The following is a 21,044-nucleotide window of genomic DNA, read 5'->3' on the forward strand; positions in this document are numbered from 1 at the left end:
CACGGGTGACGGGGCCAGCCTCATTTTTCACGATAGGCGCGACGCCCGGCCCGGAGGCCGGGCGTCCAGGCAAGGGCTTACTCGCCGCCCACACCGCGAAGCTGGGCTTCGATCTTGGTCAGGTTGAAGGAGCCCGGCGACTGGCTTGGCGGGTATTCCTTCATCGTCATCAGGAACTGAGCCGCCAGCCCCTGGATCGGCACGAGCACGAAGGCGCGGTCGAGGAACCAGTCGTTGTAGGTGTTGGCATTGTGCTGCGCCTTTTCGAAGGGGTCGCGGCGCAGGTGGAAGAGCAGCGGCACGCGCAACTCGGTGAAGGGCTCGCGCCAGACGCCGAAGGCCTCGCCGCGGTTTTCCAGGAACACGACCTTCCAGTCGTCGTAGCGCGCCGCCACCACCTGGCCGTCGTCATTGACGTACCAGAACTCATGGCGCGGCGACTCCTTCGCCTTGCCTTCGAGATAGTCGAGCTGGTTGTAGCCGTCGATGTAGTTCTTGTAGCTGCGGCCGTTGAGCTCGACGCCGGCGAGCAGCTTGTCCTTGATGTCGGTTGCGCCGGCGGCAGCCGCGAAGGTCGGCAGCCAGTCTTCATGCGCGACGATGCCGTTCAGCGTCTTGCCAGCCGGGAAATGGCCGGGCCAGCGAACGAAGGCCGGCACGCGATAGGCGCCTTCCCAGTTGGAGTTCTTTTCGCTGCGGAAGGGCGTGGTGCCGGCATCCGGCCAGGTGTTGTAGTGCGGGCCGTTGTCGGTGGAATAAAAGACGATGGTGTTTTCGGTAATGCCGAGATCGTCGAGCAGCTTCAGGAGGTCACCCACCATCATGTCGTGCTCGACCATGCCGTCATGGTACTCGTCGCCGCTCGGGCCGGAAATGCCGGTGTTTGCTTCCTTCACATGGGTGCGGAAATGCATCCGGGTGGCGTTCCACCAGCAGAAGAACGGCTGCTTGGCCTGGTGCTGGCGGTTGATGAAGTCCTTGGCGGCGTCGAGCGTTTCCTGGTCGACCGTCTCCATGCGCTTCTTGGTGAGCGGGCCGGTGTCCTCGATCTTGCCGTCGGCGCTCGCCTTGATGACGCCGCGGGGACCGAACTTCTTGCGGAACTCCGTGCTCTTCGGGTAGTCGCGGTTCTCCGGCTCCTCCTCGGCATTCAGGTGGTAGAGATTGCCGAGGAACTCGTCGAAGCCGTGCTGGGTCGGCAGGTGCTCGTCGCGGTCGCCCTGGTGGTTCTTGCCGAACTGGCCGGTGGCATAGCCCTGGGCCTTCATGACAGTCGCGATCGTGACGTCGGTCTTCTGCCAGCCTTCCTTGGCGCCGGGCAGGCCCACCTTGGTCATGCCGGTGCGAACAGGCACGTTGCCGCCGAGAAACGCCGCGCGTCCGGCCGTGCAACTCTGCTGGCCGTAGTAATCGGTGAAGGCCAGGCCTTCCTGGGCGATGCGGTCGATGTTCGGTGTCATGTAGCCCATCATGCCGCGGTTGTTGTGGCTGATGTTCCAGGTGCCGATGTCATCGCCCCAGATGACGAGGATGTTGGGTTTGCCGCCGGCGGGGGCCGCGGCCTGCTGGGCTCTCGCCGGGCTCGCGCCGCCAGACGCGATGATGGCGGATGTGGCAGCAAGCGCCGTGCCGCCAAGCAGCACGCTGCGCCGGCTGACACCGGTGGCCTGGGCGGTGTCGCACGATGTGATCTCGGTGTCGGTGGGGATGGCTTTGTCTGTCACTGAACTTCTCCTTGAGGATGGTCGGTGAAACATTTCGCATGCCGGCCGCGTTGCTCTCCGCCGGTGTTCGTGACAGCCCAGCATCGCTGCATGGGGGCAGTTGCGGCTTCTCGCGTCGCTAAACAGCGCGATATTGTCCCCTATTCTCGTGGTGTGAATAGTTGGACCTAGGGCCAACACCGCCAGTTGGTTGTGCGTCTCCGCCGGCCGCGCGAAGCGCTCGCGATCCGGGCTTGTCAGGTGACGAAGGAAACCTAGAATTGCCGTTCGAGGGAACGTGGCTGAACATCCAGGGGGCCTGAGGCGCACGGCCCGGGACGGCCATGATCTCGATCGAACGTCTCGGCCGGGGAGGGCATACGCACCGCATGGCTTTCAGCAATTGGCTTCGTTGGGCAGTTCCTGTCGTGCTGGCGTCGATCATCGCCGCCTCCCTTGGCGGCAGCGCTTTTGCCGAGCGCATCCTGATTCTCTACGAGAACGAGAGTACGCAGCCCGCGCTGATCGAAATTGCCGAGGGGGTGCGCCGGCGCCTGGCCGAGGACAAGCGCCATTTCGAGCTCTATTCCGAGCATCTCGATCTCGCACGCTTCGGCTCGGACGGGGATCGACAACGGCTGATCCGCTATGTGCAGGAAAAGTATGCCGGCAAACCGGTGGACGCGGTGCTGGCCGTGGGGCCGGGGGCGCTCAGCTTCGCGCTTGCCGAGCGCGCACGCTTTGCGCCTGGCGTGCCGATCATCTTCGGCGCGGTTCGCGAATTTCCGAATGAGAATCCCATGCCCGCCGATGTGACCGGCGTGCTCAGCCGGTTCGACGTGGCCGGAACGCTCGACCTTGCCCGCAAGCTGCAGCCCGACGCGAAGCGGGTGACGATCCTCACTGGGTCGGCGCCGTTTGACCGAAGCTGGGAGGAGACCGCGCGCGCGCTGGTTGGCGACCACTATGCCGGCTTTGACATCGACTACATCAGCGGCCTGTCGCTTGAGGGGTTCAAGGTGAAGGCGGCGTCCTTGCCGGCCGATAGCGCGTTGCTGATCCTTACCGTTTTTGCCGATGCCGACGGTGTTTCCTATGTTCCGCGCGAGTCCGCGGGCCGGATCGCCGTATCGTCCGGCGCGCCGGTCTACAGTGTCTATAGCAGCTTTTTCGATGGCACTATTCTCGCAGGCCATGTCGGCACCTTTGCTGCGATCGGCGAAGCGATGGCGTCGCTCGCGCTCACCCTGTTCGATGGCAAGGGCATCGGACCGCCGGTCATGCAGAAGGAGGTGTCGCTGGTCGACTGGAGACAGGTGGTGAGCCGCGGTATCGCGCGTGGCAACGTGCCGGCGGATGCGGAGATCCTGCATTACCAGCCGACCGCATGGGAGCAGTTCCGGCTGCCGATCATCCTCGGTCTTTCGGTGATTGCGGCCCAGGCGCTTTCGATCGCGGCGATCGTGCTGCAGAACCGCCGCAACCGAAGGCTCGAGGAAACGGTCTCGACGCAGCGGCTGGAGCTTGCCCACATGTCGCGGCACTCCCATGTCAGCCAGCTTTCCGGCACGCTGGCGCATGAACTGACGCAGCCGCTGACCTCGATCCTTGCCAATGCCGAAGCGGGGCGGAAAATGGCGAGGGCCGAGGATGCCGATCTCCAGGAAATCGGCGAAATCTTCGACGACATCGTCGCCGACAACAAACGTGCGGCCGAGGTGATCGGGCAGCTTCGCAGCATGATGCGCAAGGGCGAAGTCAAGGTCGAGACGATCGATCTCAATGACGCCGTCAGCTCGACCGTGGCACTGGTCAATGCCGAGATGGTGGCACGGCGCACCCAGGTTTCGGTGAGCCCGAGCGCCGAGCCGCTGCCGGTCAAGGCCAACATGGTGCAACTGCAGCAGGTGATCCTCAACCTGATCCTCAATGCCAGCGACGCGATGGCCGAACTGCCGCCGCGGCAGCGCAAGGTTGATATCGCAACGCGCCTCGGCGACAATGGCGCGCGGCAACTGACCGTCAGCGACACAGGTCCGGGCATTGCGCCCGACCGGATGCAAGAGGTGTTCAAGCCGTTCGTCAGCAGCAAGGAGAACGGGCTTGGGCTCGGCCTTGCCATCTGCCGCTCGCTGGTCGAGGCGCGCGGTGGCAGGCTCGTGTTTGACGACAAGGTGGCGAGCGGCGCCCGTGCCGTCGTCAACTTGCCGCCCGGCTAGAGGGAACGCCGATGATCGAGGACAGGAGCGGGCAAAGCAGAACTGGGCAAGACAGCACCGGGCGGGACCTGGCCGGGTCGATCGGTGCCCGGCCGAAGAGAGCCGGGACCATATTCGTCGTCGACGATGACGAGCGGGTGCTGCGCTCCCTGCAGCGGTTGCTGAAGATCTCGGGCTATGCGGTGACGCCCTTCGCCGATGCCGGGTCGCTGCTCGGCTCGGCCGAACTTCCGACAGCGGAATGCATCGTGCTCGACCTCGGCCTTCCGGATAGGGACGGGCTCTCGGTCCAGGAAGCGCTTGCGGCCATGGACGGGCACCCGTCGATCGTCTTTCTCACCGGCAGCGCCGATGTGCCGGCCAGCGTCCGGGCGATGAAGGCAGGGGCGGTGGATTTCCTGATGAAGCCGGTCGAGGAGGCAGCCCTTCTTTCGGCGATCGAAGCGGGGGTGCGGCGGACGCGGGGCGAAAGGGAGGCCGAGCATCAAAAGGCGCTGGTCCTTGCCCGGCTGGAGAGCCTGACGGCGCGCGAAGCCGAGGTGATGCAGCATGTCGTCGCCGGGCGGCTCAACAAGCAGATCGCCGGCGATCTCGGCACGGTCGAAAAGACCATCAAGGTGCATCGCGCCCGGATGATGGCGAAACTGGGGGTCAGAACGGTTGCCGATCTCGTGCGGCTGGTCGAGCACGCACGCTAGCCGCAGCACCTGTCTTTTCCGCCATTGGCCCTAGGTCCAACTGGACCGCCGGCCGGCTTCGGCTCACGCTTATGGCATGAGCGAGGAAATGCCAGCCATTGCCATCGTGGACGACGACGAACTGGTTCGCCGCGCGCTTTCGCGCCTCGTCGCATCGCTCTCCTTTCAACCGCTTGCATTCCCGTCTGCCGAAAGCTTCCTGCGCGAACTCGAAGATCGTGTCCCCTTCGCCGCGCTGATCGACCTGCACCTGCCCGGGATGACCGGGCTTGAACTGCTGGAGGAGCTTGCCCGCCGCGCGATCGAGCTCAGGGCCATCGTCATCACCGGATCGGAGCAGGAAGGCACGCGCGAACGCTGTCTAAGGGCCGGTGCCGCCGTCTTCCTCAACAAGCCGGTGTCGCGCGATGCGCTGGCCGATGCCCTGGGTTCGCCAGCCTAGAACGCCATGCATATGAACGCACAAAGGAGGCTCTACAGCGCCGCGCGTCGCAGACGCGCAAAGGTCGCTGTAGCACTTTGATCTGCTGCATGTTGATCTGCTGCATGTTTATATCCCTGAATCGACTACGATTAATGGAAACATGCAGTAGCTCTCTGATTCTGGAGTATCTTCCTTCCCTCAAGTGGTTCCACTTGAGGGCCGGACGCTCGAGGCAGCCGGTGCTTCTCCGCTTACCCCGCACACCTCCCGCACACAGCCGCGCAGCCAGCGATGCGCCGGGTCGGCGTCGAGGCGGGGGTGCCAGAGAAGCGATATGGTCATTGTGGGGAGCGCGGCAGGGAGCGGTAAGCTCATGAGGTTTTCGCGCAAAGTTCCGGTGTAGCGCTCAGGCACGCTGGCAACGAGGTCGGTGGCGCGGGCAAGCGCAAGCGCTTCGGAAAAGCTGCCGACGCTGACGGCGATATCGCGCTTGAGGCCGAGCGTTGCGAGCGCTTCGTCGATCGGCCCGGCATCGTTGCCGCGGCGGGAGACCTGGATGTGGCGGGCTTGCGCATAACGCCGTGCGCTGATTTCGCCGGTGCCGAGCGGATGGTCGGGGCGCGCGACGGCGACGAAGCGGTCGTGGAACAGGGCCTGCGCCCGCAGTTCCGGGCCCGTCCTGTCACTGACAACGCCGGTTTCGAGGTCGACGCTGCCGTCGCGCAGCGGACTGCTTTCCCGATCGAGCTTCTGGACGAAGTGCAGGCGTACGCCGGGCGCTTGCCTGGCGACGCGGGCGATCAGTGCCGCGCCGAAATTCTCGACGAAACCCTCGCGGTTCCGGAGCGTGAAGGTGCGCGTCAGCTTGCCGAGATCCAGCGCCTCGGCTGGCCGCAGCATTGCTTCGGCATTCTCGACGAGCGGGCCGATCCGGCTTGAAAGTTCGAGCGCGCGGGGCGTGGGCACCAGGCCGCGACCGGCGCGCACGAGCAGCGGATCGCCGGTTGCCTCGCGCAGCCGGGCGAGCGCCCGGCTCATGGCCGAGGGGCTGAGCTTGAGGCGTCTGGCGGCGCGGGCGACGCTGCCTTCGCACAAGAGCACGTCGAGGGTTACGAGCAGGTTGAGGTCGGGTCTGGTCATCGCCCTTCATAACACGAGTTTGCCTGTGATATGGCGTCAAACGCACGAATGAAGTGCAAATGCTGCGTCTTCCGCGCTATCTGACCGGCCATTACGTTTGCGGGGACCCGAATTTGGAGGTTTCCCGATGATCAAACGATGCTCTCCGCCTGCGGCTTTCGGCCGTTTCCCGATACCCGCGATGCGCCCCGACCGGAAGCAACCGGAGCCGGTCGGCCGCAAACACCGCCGTTCTTCCCGATTTCTGGCTGGTCCGGTTGCGATGCCGCGCCGTGGTTTCGCTGTGGCCTCTCACCAGCAAGCAATGGGCGCGGGAGGTGAGCGATGACATCGACCGGTCATGACGCGCAGCCAAGCGGCGCGCAGCCGCAAGCATCGGCTTTCTGGGTGCTCTCGAGCCTTTCACTGTCGATGCTGCTCTCCTCGCTCGGCACCAGCAGCGCCAATGTCGCCTTGCCGGCGTTGGCCGAGGTCTTCGGCGTCTCGTTTCAGCAGGTGCAATGGGTGGTGCTTGCCTATCTGCTTTCGATCACCACGCTGATCGTCAGCGTCGGGCGGCTCGGCGATATCCTTGGCCGCCGACGGCTGCTTCTCGGCGGTATCGCGCTCTTCACCGTTTCCTCGGTCGTCTGTGGCGCAACACCGAGCTTCGCGCTGCTGGTGGCCGCGCGCGCCGTGCAGGGCCTTGGTGCTGCGATCATGATGGCGCTCACCATGGCCTTTGTCGGCGAGGCGGTGGCCAAGGAAAGGACGGGCAGCGCCATGGGTCTGCTCGGCACGATGTCGGCGATCGGCACGGCGCTTGGCCCCTCGCTCGGCGGCGCGCTGATTGGCGGTTACGGCTGGCGGGCGATCTTTCTCGTCAACGTGCCGCTTGGGCTCGTGGCCCTCTTCGTTGCACGCCGTCATTTGCCGGCCGACCGGCAGGTTGAGGGCAGGGTGCGTGCGCGGTTCGACATTCCCGGAACCTTGCTGCTGGCGCTTTCCCTTAGCGCCTATGCGCTGGCGATGACGGCGGGGCGCGGCAGCCTTGGCCTCACCAATATCACGCTTCTCGCCGCGGCCGCCCTTGGCCTCTGGCTGTTCCTCAAGGTGGAGGCGAGGGTTGCTTCGCCCTTGATCCGGCTCTCGATGTTTGGCGACCCGGCCCTGGGCGCCGGCCTTTCGACCAATGCGCTGGTCTCGACGGTGATGATGGCGACGCTGGTGGTGGGCCCGTTCTATCTTTCGCGCGGGGCCGGGCTCGATGCGGCGCAGGTCGGCCTCGTCATGTCGGTCGGCCCGGTCATCTCCGCCTTTGGCGGGGTGGTTGCCGGCCGCATCGTCGACCGCCTGGGTGCGGCCTCGGTGGTGATCGTGGGGCTTTCGGCGATGGTTGCCGGCTGCCTCGCCCTTGCGCTGTTGCCCGGTGTTGCCGGTGTAACCGGCTACATCGCGGCGATCGCGATGCTGACGCCGGGCTACCAACTGTTTCAGGCGGCCAACAACACGGCGGTCATGGCGGATGTTGCAGCCGACCGGCGCGGCGTCGTTTCCGGCCTCATCAACCTGTCGCGCAATCTCGGCCTCGTCACCGGCGCTTCGCTCATGGGCGCGGTCTTTGCCTTTGCGGTTTCGGCAAGCGACATGGCAACGGCCTCGCCCGCAGCCGTGGCGACCGGCCTCAAGGCAACCTTCGCGGTCGCGGAGCTATTGACCCTGCTCGCCCTCGGGATTGTGGCAGCAAGCCGGATGTTCTGGCGGCCAGCCGCAGGCGTGCACGATGTGCCCTGAGACAGGGCAGGGCGCCCGAATGACAAAGGGCGTTCGAATGACAGGGGGCGTCCGAATGACAGGGGGCGTCCGAATGGGCAGCGCTGGTGTTGAGACGCTGCCTGGATGATCAGGCGGCGGCCATGCGTTCGAGCTTCACACGCAAGGTTTCGAAATCCGGCACGAACCAGATGGCTTCCCCCTTGTTGGTCTCGCGCACGAAATCGGTCAGCGCCTTGCTGCCTTCGAGCTTCGCCTCGATGTCGCCGACGATGGCACAGCGCATGCGATAGTTGACGAATTTCTGGAAGACTTCGCCGGCGACACGGGTCGAAAGGTCGAGGAAATCGGGCCCAAGCCGCTCCACCGGGATCGCCAGCATGTCGGCCTCATGCGCCCAGGCATCGCCAAGAAAATCATTGGCGTCGCCCGGCGCTGCCAAGAGCGGACCACCCTTTGCAGACCTCAGGACGAGTGTGTTTCCGATTTGGATCATCTGTGTCATGCGGCGAGAATTAGGGGATGAAGCCCTGGGTTGCAAGGGCGATCAGGACTGGCCTTGTCGCTGGCGAAAGCGCGGGGTCGTTGCTGGTCGGGTACGGCCGCTTACCGGACCAATCTGGGTGACGAGCCCGATAATCGATATGTTTCAACAAACATATCGTATTTGCAAAGTTGATCGCTTTTCGCAAGTTATCTTGGCGCGAATCCGAGAATCCTTGCCGGTTTCGACTGGGGAATACTGCCGAATTGACACAGATCAATGCCCCGCACCAAACGGCATCTACTCTGGAGGCAGGTGCAATCCTGTCATGCTGACGTCGCGGGATTGATTTTTACTTCGGGTGGCACATCTTACCGTAGATTGTGTTGGGGGACGCTGAAATGTCAGGGATCGTTCAGCAACAGGTCGAAAGGCCGCCGCGCTCGCGGCGCGCGGAGCTCGTCACCTTTTTCGTGCTCGCCTTCGGCATCTGGCCGATCGTCGCCGTTGGCGTGGTCGGCGGCTATGGTTTCCTCGTCTGGATGTTGCAGATCATCTTCGGGCCGCCCGGTCCTCCGGGGCATTGAGGTCCGCCATGGGCACCGCGCCTCTCTCCCGCCGTGAACTCCTGACCGGCCGCACTGCCGCAAAACCGGTGCGCATCCGGCCGCCGGGTGCTTCCGAGGCGAGCCTTGCTGCCTGCACCGGCTGCGGCCTCTGCACCGAGCGATGTCCGACCGGCATCATCCGTCTTTTAGACGGATTGCCTTTCGTCGATTTCGCGCGCGGCGAATGCACCTTCTGTGGCGCCTGCGAAGCGGCCTGTCCCGAGCCGGTGTTCGTGGCGGAGGACGTGCAGCGCTTTCCCCATGTCGCCGCCATTACCGACACCTGCCTGGCACGGCGAAACGTCGCCTGCCAGTCCTGCCGCGAAACCTGCCCCGAACAGGCAATCCGTTTTCGCCCCCGCATCGGCGGGCCGTTCCTGCCGGAGATCAACGAGGCCCGATGCACCGGCTGCGGCGCCTGCCTCGGCGGCTGCCCGGTCAGCGCAATCGCGGTGAAGGTGACGGAGGTCACTCATGTCTGAGGCAGCTGGCGCGAAGGCGGGCAGGCCCTATCACATTTCGAGCGCCGTGGTCGCCACCATGCCCGCAAGCACCGAGGCTGTGCTTGCAGCGCTCGAAGGAATGGAAAACGTCGAAATCCATGGTCACGGCGGCGGCAAGATCGTCGTCGTCATCGAGGGCGCAACTACCGGCGCACTCGGAGACTGCCTGACGCAGATCTCGCTCATCGACGGCGTGATCTCGGCGAACATGGTTTTCGAGCATGTCGAGATGGAAGAGGAAGGGCAGGGCCATGAGCGGTGAACTGACGCGGCGCGAGATATTGAAGGCCCATGCTGCCGGCATTGCCGCGGCCACGGCGGGCATTGCCCTTCCTGCGGCCGCCCAGCCGGTGCCGGGCGGCGTCAACGCGCTGGAGATCAAATGGTCGAAGGCGCCGTGCCGCTTCTGCGGCACGGGCTGCGGCGTGATGGTGGGGGTGAAGGAGGGGCAGGTGGTCGCCACCCACGGCGACATGCAGGCCGAGGTCAACCGCGGCCTCAACTGCATCAAGGGCTATTTCCTCTCCAAGATCATGTATGGCGAGGACCGGCTGAAGACACCGCTCCTGCGCAAGCGCGGCGGCGCCTATGCCAAGGACGGCGAATTTGAGCCCGTCAGCTGGGACGAGGCCTTCAACGTGATGGCCGAGCAGGCAAAGAAGGTGCTGAAGGAGAAGGGGCCGACGGCCGTCGGCATGTTCGGCTCCGGCCAATGGACGATCTTCGAGGGCTATGCGGCAACCAAGCTGATGCGGGCGGGCTTCCGCTCCAACAACCTCGACCCCAATGCCCGCCACTGCATGGCATCGGCCGCCGTCGCCTTCATGCGCACCTTCGGCATGGACGAGCCGATGGGCTGCTATGACGATTTCGAGAACGCCGACGCCTTCGTGCTCTGGGGCTCGAACATGGCGGAGATGCACCCTATCCTGTGGACCCGCGTCGCCGACCGGCGCCTCGGCCAGCCGCATGTGCGCGTCGCGGTGCTTTCGACCTTCACCCATCGCAGCATGGATCTGGCCGATATCCCCGTCGTCTTCAAGCCGGGCACCGACCTCGTCATCCTCAATTACATCGCCAACCACATCATCAAGACCAACCGCGTCAACGAGGACTTCGTCAACAAACACACGAAGTTTGCCCGAGGGGTCACCGACATCGGCTATGGCCTCAGACCCGACAATCCGGTCGAGGTCAACGCCGCCAACTCCAAGGATCCGGGCAAGACCGAGCCGATGGACTTCGAAGCGTTCAAGGAATTCGTTTCAGAGTACACGCTGGAAAAGACCGTCGAGATGACCGGCGTCGAGCCGGAATTCCTGGAACAGCTGGCCGAACTCTACGCCGACCCGAAGCGCAAGGTCATGTCGCTCTGGACCATGGGCTTCAACCAGCATGTACGCGGGGTGTGGGCCAACCAGATGGTCTACAACCTGCACCTTCTGACCGGCAAGATCTCCGAGCCCGGCAACAGCCCGTTCTCCTTGACCGGCCAGCCTTCCGCCTGCGGCACAGCGCGCGAGGTCGGCACCTTTGCCCACCGGCTGCCGGCCGACATGGTGGTGACCAACCCCGAGCACCGCAAGCATGCCGAGGAGATCTGGCGCGTCCCGCACGGCATCATCCCGGAAAAGCCCGGCTATCATGCCGTGCAGCAGGACCGGATGCTGAAGGACGGCAAGCTCAATTTCTACTGGGTGCAGGTCAACAACAATGTCCAGGCCGGGCCGAACACCGCCAACGAGACCTGGCAGGGCTATCGCAACCCGGACAATTTCATCGTCGTCTCCGACGCCTATCCGACGATCACGGCGATGAGCGCCGACCTGATCCTGCCTGCCGCCATGTGGGTGGAGAAGGAAGGCGCCTATGGCAATGCCGAGCGACGCACCCACGTCTGGCACCAGCTGGTGCAGGCGCCCGGAGAGGCGCGCTCTGACCTCTGGCAGATGGTGGAGTTTTCCAAGCGCTTCCTGACCGACGAGGTGTGGCCGAAGGAAATCCTCGATGCCAGCCCCGAATATCGTGGCAAGACGTTGTTCGACGTTCTCTTCAAGAACGGCGAGGTCGATCGCTATCCGCTGACCGACGTCAGCGCCGAATATGACAACAACGAAGCCAAGGATTTCGGCTTCTACATCCAGAAGGGAATGTTCGAGGAATACGCGGAATTCGGCCGCGGCCACGGCCATGATCTCGCGCCCTATGACACCTACCACGAAGTGCGGGGGCTGCGCTGGCCCGTCGTCAACGGCCAGGAGACACGCTGGCGCTACCGCGAGGGCTTCGATCCCTATGTGAAGCCGGGCGAGGGCGTGAAGTTCTACGGCAACAAGGACGGCAAGGCGGTGATCCTCGCCGTTCCCTATGAGCCGCCGGCCGAATCCCCCGACGATGAATACGACACCTGGCTGGTCACCGGCCGCGTGCTCGAACATTGGCATTCGGGCTCGATGACCATGCGGGTGCCGGAGCTCTACAAGGCGTTTCCGGGTGCTCGCGTCTTCATGAATGCCGAGGACGCCCGCAAGCGCGGCATCAACCAGGGCATGGAAGTGCGCATCGTCTCGCGCCGCGGCGAAATCCGTTCGCGCGTCGACATCCGCGGCCGCAACCGCATGCCGCCGGGCGTCATCTTCGTTCCCTGGTTCGACGCCAGCCAGCTGATCAACAAGGTTACGCTCGACGCCACCGATCCCATCTCCAAACAGACGGATTTTAAAAAATGCGCGGTCAAGATCGTTCCCGTTACGCTCTAGAGCGTTTGCGCAGCTTTAAAGGAAGCTTCCTGAAGCGCCCCGCATGGATGGCTATTGCCGCCGGCCTCCTGGTGTTCGTCACCACGGCCGCGGTGGCTCAAGTTGCCGAAAAGCTGGTGCCGCAGCTCGAAGGCCCGACGCCGCAGATGGCGACGGGGGCGGCCGCACCGCTGCCGAAATGGGTGGTCGACGACAAGCGCAAGATGCGCGCCTATCCCGACCAGCCGCCGGTGATCCCGCATTCGATCGAGGGCTATGAACTCTCGGTCAATGCCAACCGCTGCCTCTCCTGCCACAAGCGCGAATTCACCCAGGATTCCGGCGCGCCGATGATCAGCGTCACCCACTACATGACGCGCGACGGCCAGATGATCGCCGACGTGTCGCCGCGGCGCTACTTCTGCACCGCCTGCCACGTGCCGCAGGCCGACACCAGCCCGCTGGTGCCGAGCAATTTCAAGGATATGAGCGAGTTGGGCTTCAAGCCGGCCGGAAGCGAGTGACGACATGATCGCACGGATCAGGAAAATCATCCTCTGGGCCTGGGGCATCATGACGACGCCGGCCGGCACGCTCGGCTTAGGCTTCCTCACGCTCGGCGGCTTCATCGGCGGCGTGATGTTCTGGGGCGCCTTCAACACGGCGCTGGAGATCACCAACACCGAGAAGTTCTGCACCTCGTGTCACGAGATGCACGACAACGTCTACCAGGAACTGACGCGCACCATCCACTTCTCCAACCGCTCGGGCGTGCGCGCCAGCTGCCCGGACTGCCATGTGCCGCACGAATGGACCGACAAGATCGCCCGCAAGATGCAGGCGTCGAAGGAGGTCTGGGGCAAGATCTTCGGCACGATCAATACGCGCTCGAAATTCCTCGAAAAACGCCTGGAACTGGCGCAGCACGAATGGGCGCGCATGAAGGCCAATGACAGCCTGGAATGCCGCAACTGCCATTCGTCCGTTGCCATGGACCTGCAGAAGCAGACGCAGCGCGCCGCCGAGATCCACACCCGCTACCTGCTTTCCGGCAAGGCAACCTGCATCGACTGCCACAAGGGCATCGCACATGAACTGCCCAACATGGAAGGCATCGATCCCGGCTGGAAGATGCCGCCGGAGCTGGAAGGCAAGAGGATGGCGGGCCAGACGCCGATCGACGATCTGAGGCAGGCGTTGGCGGAGTTGCATAGGCAATAGAGCGGCTGCGGTGCCGGCGGTTGATCTGGGCCGTCGCATCTCCCGGCAAGGCGATGTCGGGGATTTCGCCTGCGCGGGACTAAAAGAGCCGCATCGCGCCCTTGCCGGATTTACGGTAGCCTCCTTGCATGAAGCTCCGATTTGTCGGCTATGCGCTCGCTTTCGTTCTGGTCGTCGTGGCGGCCGGCTATGCCGCCTTCGCGTTCAGCCCCTGGCCGTCGGTTCTCGTCATTCGCAACGCCTTCGACAAGGATGCGGTTGCGCGCAATCGCGCCCTGGAAAAGCATGCTCCGCCGGGGGTGACGGTGCTTCGGGACGAGCGCTATGGCGATGGCGCGAGCGGGCTTCTTGATGTCTACCAACCCGCCGGCACCGGCGCGCTGCCGACCATCGTCTGGGTGCATGGCGGGGCGTTCGTGGCAGGGGACCGGGCGGATGTGGCGGGTTATCTTCGCATCCTTTCGGCGCGCGGCTACACGACGGTTGCCGTCGGCTATCCGCTGGCGCCTTCAACCCGCTATCCGGCGCCGGTCGTCGAGGTCAACCGGGCATTGGCATTTCTGGTTGCCAATGCCGAACGGCTGCGCATCGACCCGGACCGGATCTTTCTTGCAGGCGATTCCGCCGGCGCGCAGATCGCCGCACAGACGGCAGCGATCGTCAGTGATGCGGGCTACGCCGAAAGCGTCGGCATCGTTGCGGCAGTGCCGCGGTCTGCGCTTGCCGGTGTCGTGCTCTTTTGCGGCGTCTACGACCTTGGCGGCATGAATACGCAAGGGGAATTCGGCGGATTCCTGAAGACGGTCCTCTGGTCCTATTTCGGGCTCAAGCAACTGAGCGACGATCCGCGGCTTGCAGCTTTTTCCGTGCGCAACCACGTCACGGGCGCCTTCCCGCCGACCTTTCTTTCAGTCGGCAATGCCGACCCTCTGGCGCCGCAGACGCGCGCACTTGCCGAGGCGCTCCGGACGGCGGGAGCGCAGGTCGATCAATTGACTTTCCCGGACGATTTCCAGCCGCCGCTCAACCACGAATACCAGTTCGATCTCGATACCCAGGCCGGTGCCATGGCGCTGGAAAGGCTGTCGGCCTTTCTTGCGGAAAGGGCGCGCCGCTGAGCGGGAGCAGCCGTCATCACGCCCTTGAAGACGGGGCGCTGTCGATTCTCGCGAAAAAAATCAAAGCCCCCTGTCGGCACCGTCGTTTCCCGTTCGTCATTTGGGCAAGGAGGCCGAAACGGCTTCCTCCACCGGAGCGGGATAGGAAAAAAGTCCGCGTGGGTCTGGCGCCCGCAACCTGCTCTACCTATTTGGGTTTCACCACGCCGGTACCCCCAGAGGTCACGAGGACCGGGGCCGGCGTGACAGAGGAGAGTAGATAATGCGCGTAGTGGTTTTTGTGAAGGCGACCGAGGATAGCGAAGCAGGCAAGATGCCTTCGACCGAGCTTTTGGAAGCGATGGGCAAGTTCAACGAGGAGCTGGTCAATGCCGGCATCATGCAGGCCGGCGAAGGCCTGCATCCGTCCTCGCGCGGCGCCCGCGTCGCCTTTAACGGGGCAAGCCGCGTCGTCATCGACGGGCCGTTCGCCGAGACCAAGGAATTGGTCGCCGGCTTCTGGATCTGGAACGTCAAGGACATGGACGAGGCGATCGCCTGGGTGAAGCGTTGCCCGAACCCGATGCCGGGCCCGAGCGAAATCGAAATCCGCCCGGTCTTCGAAGCCGCCGATTTCGGCGACGCGCTGACCCCCGAGATCGCCGCCCAGGACGAGCGCCTGCGCGAGAAGCTCGCCAACCAGTAAGGGCTCTTTGCCGAACCTTGGGGGGGGCTTGCCGCTTGGGTTTAACCCGTAGACTAACCCTGCTTGCCCCTCTCTTCGGGTTAAACCCGAGGACTCGCCCTGCTTGCCTCTCACCCTAACCCTCTCCCCGCTAGCGGGGAGAGGGGACGAACCCGGTTCGCGGCGTCTGCAAACGCGGCCGCAGTCAGGGGTCAACGGGGTTTAGTCGGCCGCAAACCAATAGCCGGAGTGAAACTGAGGCGCTTGCTGTCGCGGCGAGCGCGCGCCACGCGTGTCCTTCTCCCCGCGTGCGGTGAGAAGGTGGCCGGCAGGCCGGATGAGGGGCAAGCCCTCACCGGGTGGATGAGGGCAAGCCCTCCAAGGGCAGATGAAGGCAGCTTCAAGGTTTCAGCGGTGAATGGGGAGAACGTAGCCCTGGGATGCGCTGCCCAGTGCGGACCAAGCCGCCGTCAGCGATCCGCTCCGTCCGTTTCCCGTAGAGATTGTATTAACCATGTTCGGTTACCTATCTTTGAGGGGTTTCAACCGGAGTGGGGCAATGGTCAGGGCGAGCGGCTTCGTCATTTTTCTTCTTTCAAGCGTTCAGTTCGCGGTCGCCGCCGATATCGATGCGCCGCTGGTCGGGACTGAGGACGCCTACGAAGTGCCGGTGGAGCAACCTTATGGCGGCGTCGCCGGCTATATCGAAGGCTCCTATGGCTCAGCGGTCGATACACCCGGCGATATCGATGCGGATGCCTGGGATCTGCGCGGGGCCATCAACATCGATGCCGGCGCCGGCATGAACCTGCAGGTCGATCTCGGCTACACGCGCGCCTCCTACGAGGACGTCGATGCCGACAGCTATGACGGCGCGCTGCACGGCTATTACCGCAACCATCTCTTCGCGGCCGGCGCCTTCCTGCAGGGTGCGCGCCTCGACCCTGGCATCGGCGTCGACCTCAACGACTATATGGGCGGTGTCGAATTGGCGTATTTCATGGATACCTGGACGCTGCACGGCGCGTTCGGCTATGGCCAGGCAAGCGTGGAAGACTTCGACGACATCGACGCCAACCACTATATGGGCGCACTCGGCACCCGTATTTACGCGACCGACAACCTGCGCTTCGACGTCGATGGCTCGCTCCACCGCATCACCGAGGACGACGTCGACTACGATCTGCGCAGCCTGAAGCTGACGGCGAACTACCGTCTGGACGTCGTGCCCGTGACGCTCTTTGCCGGCTACAAATATACCAACGAGGAGCTTTCGGGCCTCGGCGCGTCGGTCTCCGGCGACACGAGCACCATCTTCGGCGGCTTGCGCTTCTCCTACGGTTCCGCCACGCTCAAGGAAGAAGAGCGCCTCGGCCCGGTCTGGTCCAGCAACCGCCTGTCGTTCTGATCGGCTCCCTGGCCATTGTAGTGATCCTGCCGCCCTGCCATGCGGGGCGGCGGTCGGCGTTCAACCGGGTAAATGAACGGCCAGCAGGTCGAGACCGGTCTTCGGCTTGCGGACCCGGACGGTCAGGCACGTGGACGAGGCCTCGGCGACGCGCTGCCCGAACCCGATGCCGACCCAAGCAAAATCGAACTCCGCCCGGTCTTCGGCGCCGCCGTTTCGGCGACCTGACGGCCAGTCGCGGCCCGGTATGGCGGCTCAACGTGAAGTTCAGCGCCCCGCAATGTCTGGTAGTATTGTTTGGCGCGTGCTAACCTTCGCCCGCCATGAAGGCAAGAGGGAGGTAGACATGGACATGACACGTCGTGCCGTTGCTTTGGGAGGCGCTGGCCTGCTTACAACGGTTTCCTTCATTCAAGCGAACGCTCTGGAATCTCCGCTCATCGATCCCATTGAAGCGGCTGATGATTTTTGGCTGGCGGTGGAGGCCTATATCTACGGCTATCCGCTGGTGACGACGGAAATGACGCGGCGCGTCGTCACCAATGTCGAGAAGCCTGTCGGCACCAAGGGGCCGATGGGCCACATCATCAAGCTTCGCGAATATCCGAACGCATCCTTCAAGGATGTCACCGCACCGAATGCCGACACGCTTTACACGACCGCCTTCGTCGACGTGGGCAAGGAACCCTGGGTGCTGTCGATCCCGGACATGAAGGATCGCTACTTCCTGTTTCCGATGCTCGACGGCTGGACGACGGTGTTCCAGGTGCCGGGCAAGCGCACGACCGGCGGTGGGGCACAGTCCTACGCGATCACCGGCCCCGGCTGGCAGGGCAGCCTTCCGGAAGGCGTGACCGAGTACAAGTCGCCGACCAGCATCGTCTGGATCCTCGGCCGCATCTATTGCGACGGCTCGCCGGAGGACTATGCAGCCGTTCACGCGCTGCAGGACGAGTGCAAGCTTTCGCCGCTCAGTTCTTATGGCAAGGACTGGACGCCACCGCCCGGCAAGGTCGACCCAGATATCGACATGAAGACGGCGGTGCGCGAGCAGGTCAACCGAATGGACGCAGTCGAGTATTTCACGCTGCTGTGCGAACTGATGAAGACCAACCCGCCGACCGCTGCGGATGCGGAAGCGATCGCCAAGTTCGCCGAGATCGGCATCGTGCCGGGTCAGGATTTCGACAAGAGCAAGCTCGACGCCGCCTTCGTCTCACGCATTCCGGTGACCGCGTTTCATCGCATCATGCTGCATTTCAAGTTCAGCGACGGTGATATCCAGGACATCAACGGCTGGGGCTTTACGACCAAGACTGGCATCTACGGCACGGGCTATCTGCAGCGCGCGCTGATAACGGCGATCGGGCTCGGCGCCAATCGCCCGCAGGATGCGATCTATCCGACGTCGCTGAAATCGAAGGACGGCCTTTTCTCCCGCGCCTATAACGGCGCCAACAAATACGTCATTACCTTCCCGAAGGGGCAATTGCCGCCGGTGCGCGGTTTCTGGTCGATCACCATGTATGACCAGAACTACTTCTTCGTCGACAATCCGCTCAACCGCTATTCGATCAGTGCGCGCGTGGGCCTCAAGGCAAATCCGGACGGATCGACGGAGATCCATGTCCAGAATGAATCACCCGGCAAGGACCTGGAGTCCAACTGGCTGCCGGCGCCGAAGGGCAAGTTCATCCTGATGATGCGGCTCTATTGGCCCGACGACAGCCCGCCCTCCATTCTCGACGGCTCCTGGGGGATCCCGGCGGTCAAGAAGGCGGGGTGACATCTGCGACCTGCCTGGCGCCTTCGCGCGAAGGCGCCAGGACTTCAGCGCCACACGTCCTGCCAGAAGCGCAAGGGTCGCTGTAGCGCTTTGAATTGCTGCATGTTTTGTCCCTTAACCAGGTACGATCAAAGGAAACATGCAGTCGCGATCAGGCCGCGGATCCGCGCTTGGGCAGGACGAGGTCGCCGACCGAGTAGGTGTGAAACTCGCTCATTGAGACCGCATCCAGCTTGCGGAACTTCTCCACGAACACCGGATCCGAAAAGAATTCGTCGACACTCCCGGTTCCCTGGATCGCCTCTACATTGACGACCGTCTGTCCGTCCGTGCTCTTCGCCAGGGTGCTCCACAGAAACCCTTCCTTCCGTTCGGCGACGTAGTGCACGACATCCTGGATGATTGCGAAGGCTTCCTCCTGCTTGCCGGTGTGGGCGTGGATGACGTTGACGACAAAGGTGGTCGGGGCGGGGGACGCTGTGAACGTGGGGGTAAGGCTCGTATTCATGGGGCTCTCCGTTTGAACATCGCAGTGCATCGGCTGCGACGACATCTGGATATCGGGGGAGAAATAGCGGATAAACGAGCGTGTATTCTGATCACTTCGGAAAACAATTCCGCAATCGGCAGATGATGGACAAGCTCGGAACGCTCAGCATTTTCATTCAGGTCGCCGAGGCCGGCAGCTTCGTGGCCGCCGGTCACCGCCTGGGCCTTTCGGGGTCTGCGGTCGGCAAGGCCATCGCGCGGCTCGAAGACGAAATGGGCGTGCGTCTCTTCAACAGGTCGACGAGAAGCATGGCGCTGACCGAGGACGGGAGCTTCTTTCTCGACACCTGCCGCCGCATCCAGTCCGAATTCGAAACGGCCCAGGCGCAGCTGTCGCGGTCGCACGCGACACCGCGCGGGCAGCTTCGCGTCAGCCTGCCTTTGGCCGGCATGCTCCTGATGCCGACCATTTCGGATTTCATGAGGGCCCACCCGTTGATCAACCTCGACCTCGATTTCACGGATCGGCTGGTCGACGTTATCGAGGAGGGTTTCGATGCCGTCATCCGAACAGGCGAGATCAAGGATACGCGCCTCATGAGCCGCAAGCTCGGGACGTTCCGGCACAGGATCGTCGCGGCGCCGGAGTATCTCGCTGCGCATGGTCGACCGAAGGTACCGGAGGACCTGCTCGGGCATCGCTGCCTTCATCACCGCTATGCGAACTCCGGCCGCCTCGAGCCGTGGCCGCTCGTACGTGACGGACGGGAGGTTAAGCTCGATCTGCCCGTGACCACGGTTGCGAGCACGCTCGAGCCCTTGATCTTCCTGGCGGAGCGATCCTTCGGCATCACCTGTCTGCCGCCGTTCGCCGTGTCACCGGAACTGGCGGAAGGCAAGCTGGTATCGCTGCTGGAGGATTACCTCCGCGAAACGGGCACGTTCCGCGTCCTGTGGCCGACCAATCGATATCTCTCGCCAAAGGTCCGCGCCTTCGTCGACTTTATGGCCGCGAACCTGTTTGCCGAATAATGCCGGGCACGGCCGGCGCCTTCGTATAATTGCGGCCGTTGCTAAAGCGCGACAAATGGCAGAAGCTCCGCCCATGCCCTTCGGGCCATGCGAGCCGGAGCCGATGCCGACCATGACTGAAGCCACCACCATCCAGCCGACCCGGAGCGGCGATGCCAGGATCTGCCGTGGGTGCTGGGACCAGATGCATGTGCCGATCCCGATCCGCGGGGCTTTGGCGCTGCCGTTTCGTGCCTTCGGCATCACCCGCAGCAAGATGAACCCGAACATCTGCACCATCTGCGAGCGCTCCTTCCGTTACGTGAAGAAGCAGAGTCACGTCGCGGCAAGTGCGACCATTCTCTTTGCCGATATCCGCGGCTTCACGCATCTGTCCGAGCAGATCGAGCGGGTCAGGCTCAGCCAGATCGTCAGCCTGTTTCAGGATCGCTGTGCTCAAGCGATCTGGGCGCATGACGGCATCGTCAACAAGACGATGGGCGACGGGCTGATGGCGATCTTCAATTTTCCGATCGTCAGGAAGGGTCACGCGGAAGCGGCGATCCTGGCGGCGCTCGATATCCAGCGGCATTGCGCAAAAGCCCTTGGCAGCCTGCAGCTCGACGATCTCAAGGGCCAGCCGCTCGGCGTCGGTGTCGGCATTCATTCGGGCGATGTCGAGATCGGCGAGTTCTCGAGCTTCCGCAGCGATTTCACCGCGATCGGCGGCACGGTCAACCTGGCGTCGCGGCTCGAATCCCAGGCGCAGGCAGGCGAGATCCTGATCTCATCCGAAACCGCCGCTCAGGCCGGGGCATCGGTGGCGGGTGCCGCGCAGCGGCTCCTGACGTTGAAAGGCCTCGACCAGCCGGTCGAGGCGCGGGTGATCGTGAAGCGCGACTGAGGCTCAGTCGACCCGCCTGACGCCGGTGGCGACAAGGCCCCATTTCCAGCCGCGTCCGCTGATCACTACGCGATCGCGCGGCCAAAGGCTGTCGCGCAGTTTGGAAGTGTCAGCGCAGGCCTGGCCGCTTGTGGCCGTGTGCCTGCGCCGAAGCCGTCTTCCAGGCGGATCTAG

Annotated in this window: 20 protein-coding genes; 16 read left to right on the forward strand and 4 right to left on the reverse strand. The window is 63.8% G+C overall.

The window, feature by feature from the left end:
* Positions 1-77: 77 nt before the first annotated feature.
* On the reverse strand, positions 78-1,724 hold the full coding sequence (locus MKZ91_RS00860; RefSeq protein ID WP_442892168.1) for an arylsulfatase: 1,647 nt from the start codon (positions 1,722-1,724) through the stop codon (positions 78-80).
* Between the two features lie 368 nt (positions 1,725-2,092).
* Between MKZ91_RS00860 and MKZ91_RS00865 the strand changes: the two genes are divergently transcribed.
* The 3 genes from MKZ91_RS00865 to MKZ91_RS00875 all read left to right on the forward strand — a co-directional run bounded on the left by MKZ91_RS00865 (position 2,093) and on the right by MKZ91_RS00875 (position 5,062).
* On the forward strand, positions 2,093-3,922 hold the full coding sequence (locus MKZ91_RS00865; protein WP_336167033.1) for a sensor histidine kinase: 1,830 nt from the start codon (positions 2,093-2,095) through the stop codon (positions 3,920-3,922).
* Between the two features lie 11 nt (positions 3,923-3,933).
* Positions 3,934-4,620: a response regulator transcription factor gene (locus tag MKZ91_RS00870; RefSeq protein WP_336167035.1), complete on the forward strand. Its 687-nt coding sequence runs from the start codon at positions 3,934-3,936 to the stop codon at positions 4,618-4,620.
* Between the two features lie 88 nt (positions 4,621-4,708).
* Positions 4,709-5,062, forward strand: coding sequence for a response regulator transcription factor (locus MKZ91_RS00875; RefSeq protein WP_336167036.1), 354 nt, complete (start codon positions 4,709-4,711; stop codon positions 5,060-5,062).
* A 180-nt stretch (positions 5,063-5,242) separates the two neighbouring features.
* Here the strand turns inward: MKZ91_RS00875 and MKZ91_RS00880 are convergent, their stop codons facing one another.
* Positions 5,243-6,184: a LysR family transcriptional regulator gene (locus MKZ91_RS00880; RefSeq protein WP_336167038.1), complete on the reverse strand. Its 942-nt coding sequence runs from the start codon at positions 6,182-6,184 to the stop codon at positions 5,243-5,245.
* Positions 6,185-6,508: 324 nt separating this feature from the next.
* On the opposite strand from MKZ91_RS00880, the gene MKZ91_RS00885 reads away from it, so the two are divergent.
* Positions 6,509-7,957, forward strand: a complete 1,449-nt coding sequence (locus tag MKZ91_RS00885; RefSeq protein ID WP_336167040.1) for an MFS transporter — start codon at positions 6,509-6,511, stop codon at positions 7,955-7,957.
* A 109-nt stretch (positions 7,958-8,066) separates the two neighbouring features.
* Here MKZ91_RS00885 and MKZ91_RS00890 read toward each other — a convergent pair whose 3' ends face one another.
* Entirely contained in the window at positions 8,067-8,432 is a 366-nt protein-coding gene (locus MKZ91_RS00890; RefSeq protein WP_336167042.1) for a DUF4180 domain-containing protein, read from the reverse strand.
* Positions 8,433-8,821: 389 nt separating this feature from the next.
* Between MKZ91_RS00890 and napE the strand changes: the two genes are divergently transcribed.
* The 10 genes from napE to MKZ91_RS00940 all read left to right on the forward strand — a co-directional run bounded on the left by napE (position 8,822) and on the right by MKZ91_RS00940 (position 18,466).
* A complete protein-coding gene (gene napE, locus MKZ91_RS00895; protein ID WP_336167044.1) occupies positions 8,822-9,007 on the forward strand; it encodes a periplasmic nitrate reductase, NapE protein in 186 nt (61 codons plus the stop codon).
* Positions 9,008-9,015: 8 nt separating this feature from the next.
* Entirely contained in the window at positions 9,016-9,510 is a 495-nt protein-coding gene (napF, locus tag MKZ91_RS00900) for a ferredoxin-type protein NapF (protein ID WP_336167047.1), read from the forward strand.
* Positions 9,503-9,793, forward strand: coding sequence for a chaperone NapD (locus MKZ91_RS00905; RefSeq protein WP_336167049.1), 291 nt, complete (start codon positions 9,503-9,505; stop codon positions 9,791-9,793). The genes napF and MKZ91_RS00905 overlap by 8 nt, the downstream gene beginning before the upstream one ends.
* Positions 9,783-12,290 (forward strand): periplasmic nitrate reductase subunit alpha, encoded by a 2,508-nt coding sequence (gene napA / locus MKZ91_RS00910; protein WP_336167050.1) that lies wholly within the window; start codon positions 9,783-9,785, stop codon positions 12,288-12,290. The genes MKZ91_RS00905 and napA overlap by 11 nt, the downstream gene beginning before the upstream one ends.
* Complete coding sequence (locus tag MKZ91_RS00915) at positions 12,257-12,793, forward strand: nitrate reductase cytochrome c-type subunit (RefSeq protein WP_442892169.1); 537 nt, start codon at positions 12,257-12,259, stop codon at positions 12,791-12,793. Before napA ends, MKZ91_RS00915 begins: the two co-directional genes overlap by 34 nt.
* A 4-nt stretch (positions 12,794-12,797) precedes the next feature.
* Positions 12,798-13,490, forward strand: coding sequence for a NapC/NirT family cytochrome c (locus tag MKZ91_RS00920; RefSeq protein WP_336167055.1), 693 nt, complete (start codon positions 12,798-12,800; stop codon positions 13,488-13,490).
* A 128-nt stretch (positions 13,491-13,618) separates the two neighbouring features.
* On the forward strand, positions 13,619-14,608 hold the full coding sequence (locus MKZ91_RS00925; protein ID WP_336167056.1) for an alpha/beta hydrolase: 990 nt from the start codon (positions 13,619-13,621) through the stop codon (positions 14,606-14,608).
* 262 nt (positions 14,609-14,870) lie between these two features.
* The gene (locus MKZ91_RS00930) at positions 14,871-15,293 is read left to right on the forward strand and encodes a YciI family protein (protein ID WP_336167058.1); all 423 of its coding nucleotides are present in this window, start codon (positions 14,871-14,873) and stop codon (positions 15,291-15,293) included.
* A gap of 538 nt (positions 15,294-15,831) precedes the next feature.
* On the forward strand, positions 15,832-16,680 hold the full coding sequence (locus MKZ91_RS00935; protein WP_336167060.1) for a hypothetical protein: 849 nt from the start codon (positions 15,832-15,834) through the stop codon (positions 16,678-16,680).
* Positions 16,681-17,026: 346 nt separating this feature from the next.
* The gene (locus tag MKZ91_RS00940; RefSeq protein ID WP_336167062.1) at positions 17,027-18,466 is read left to right on the forward strand and encodes a DUF1254 domain-containing protein; all 1,440 of its coding nucleotides are present in this window, start codon (positions 17,027-17,029) and stop codon (positions 18,464-18,466) included.
* A 151-nt stretch (positions 18,467-18,617) separates the two neighbouring features.
* Here MKZ91_RS00940 and MKZ91_RS00945 read toward each other — a convergent pair whose 3' ends face one another.
* Positions 18,618-18,974, reverse strand: coding sequence for an antibiotic biosynthesis monooxygenase (locus MKZ91_RS00945; RefSeq protein WP_336167064.1), 357 nt, complete (start codon positions 18,972-18,974; stop codon positions 18,618-18,620).
* A gap of 125 nt (positions 18,975-19,099) precedes the next feature.
* Here MKZ91_RS00945 and MKZ91_RS00950 point away from each other — a divergent pair, with 125 nt between their 5' ends.
* Positions 19,100-19,987, forward strand: a complete 888-nt coding sequence (locus MKZ91_RS00950; RefSeq protein WP_336167745.1) for a LysR family transcriptional regulator — start codon at positions 19,100-19,102, stop codon at positions 19,985-19,987.
* A 112-nt stretch (positions 19,988-20,099) separates the two neighbouring features.
* Entirely contained in the window at positions 20,100-20,870 is a 771-nt protein-coding gene (locus MKZ91_RS00955; RefSeq protein ID WP_336167066.1) for an adenylate/guanylate cyclase domain-containing protein, read from the forward strand.
* The last annotated feature ends 174 nt before the right edge of the window (positions 20,871-21,044 follow it).

Origin of the sequence: Ensifer sp. MJa1 (genome assembly GCF_037026475.1) — a bacterium.
Taxonomy (GTDB): domain Bacteria; phylum Pseudomonadota; class Alphaproteobacteria; order Rhizobiales; family Rhizobiaceae; genus Ensifer.

What these genes read in the sequence shown, in the direction of transcription:
- MKZ91_RS00875 (WP_336167036.1), top strand. Translation starts at nt 4,709, where the DNA reads ATGCCAGCCATTGCCATCGTGGACGACGACGAACTGGTTCGCCGCGCG.
- MKZ91_RS00945 (WP_336167064.1), bottom strand. Translation starts at nt 18,974, where the DNA reads ATGAATACGAGCCTTACCCCCACGTTCACAGCGTCCCCCGCCCCGACC.
- MKZ91_RS00930 (WP_336167058.1), top strand. Translation starts at nt 14,871, where the DNA reads ATGCGCGTAGTGGTTTTTGTGAAGGCGACCGAGGATAGCGAAGCAGGC.
- MKZ91_RS00905 (WP_336167049.1), top strand. Translation starts at nt 9,503, where the DNA reads ATGTCTGAGGCAGCTGGCGCGAAGGCGGGCAGGCCCTATCACATTTCG.
- MKZ91_RS00865 (WP_336167033.1), top strand. Translation starts at nt 2,093, where the DNA reads ATGGCTTTCAGCAATTGGCTTCGTTGGGCAGTTCCTGTCGTGCTGGCG.
- MKZ91_RS00925 (WP_336167056.1), top strand. Translation starts at nt 13,619, where the DNA reads ATGAAGCTCCGATTTGTCGGCTATGCGCTCGCTTTCGTTCTGGTCGTC.
- MKZ91_RS00935 (WP_336167060.1), top strand. Translation starts at nt 15,832, where the DNA reads ATGGTCAGGGCGAGCGGCTTCGTCATTTTTCTTCTTTCAAGCGTTCAG.
- MKZ91_RS00955 (WP_336167066.1), top strand. Translation starts at nt 20,100, where the DNA reads ATGACTGAAGCCACCACCATCCAGCCGACCCGGAGCGGCGATGCCAGG.
- MKZ91_RS00880 (WP_336167038.1), bottom strand. Translation starts at nt 6,184, where the DNA reads ATGACCAGACCCGACCTCAACCTGCTCGTAACCCTCGACGTGCTCTTG.
- MKZ91_RS00885 (WP_336167040.1), top strand. Translation starts at nt 6,509, where the DNA reads ATGACATCGACCGGTCATGACGCGCAGCCAAGCGGCGCGCAGCCGCAA.
- MKZ91_RS00920 (WP_336167055.1), top strand. Translation starts at nt 12,798, where the DNA reads ATGATCGCACGGATCAGGAAAATCATCCTCTGGGCCTGGGGCATCATG.
- MKZ91_RS00950 (WP_336167745.1), top strand. Translation starts at nt 19,100, where the DNA reads ATGGACAAGCTCGGAACGCTCAGCATTTTCATTCAGGTCGCCGAGGCC.
- napF (WP_336167047.1), top strand. Translation starts at nt 9,016, where the DNA reads ATGGGCACCGCGCCTCTCTCCCGCCGTGAACTCCTGACCGGCCGCACT.
- MKZ91_RS00915 (WP_442892169.1), top strand. Translation starts at nt 12,257, where the DNA reads ATGCGCGGTCAAGATCGTTCCCGTTACGCTCTAGAGCGTTTGCGCAGC.
- MKZ91_RS00940 (WP_336167062.1), top strand. Translation starts at nt 17,027, where the DNA reads ATGGACATGACACGTCGTGCCGTTGCTTTGGGAGGCGCTGGCCTGCTT.
- napA (WP_336167050.1), top strand. Translation starts at nt 9,783, where the DNA reads ATGAGCGGTGAACTGACGCGGCGCGAGATATTGAAGGCCCATGCTGCC.
- napE (WP_336167044.1), top strand. Translation starts at nt 8,822, where the DNA reads ATGTCAGGGATCGTTCAGCAACAGGTCGAAAGGCCGCCGCGCTCGCGG.
- MKZ91_RS00890 (WP_336167042.1), bottom strand. Translation starts at nt 8,432, where the DNA reads ATGATCCAAATCGGAAACACACTCGTCCTGAGGTCTGCAAAGGGTGGT.
- MKZ91_RS00870 (WP_336167035.1), top strand. Translation starts at nt 3,934, where the DNA reads ATGATCGAGGACAGGAGCGGGCAAAGCAGAACTGGGCAAGACAGCACC.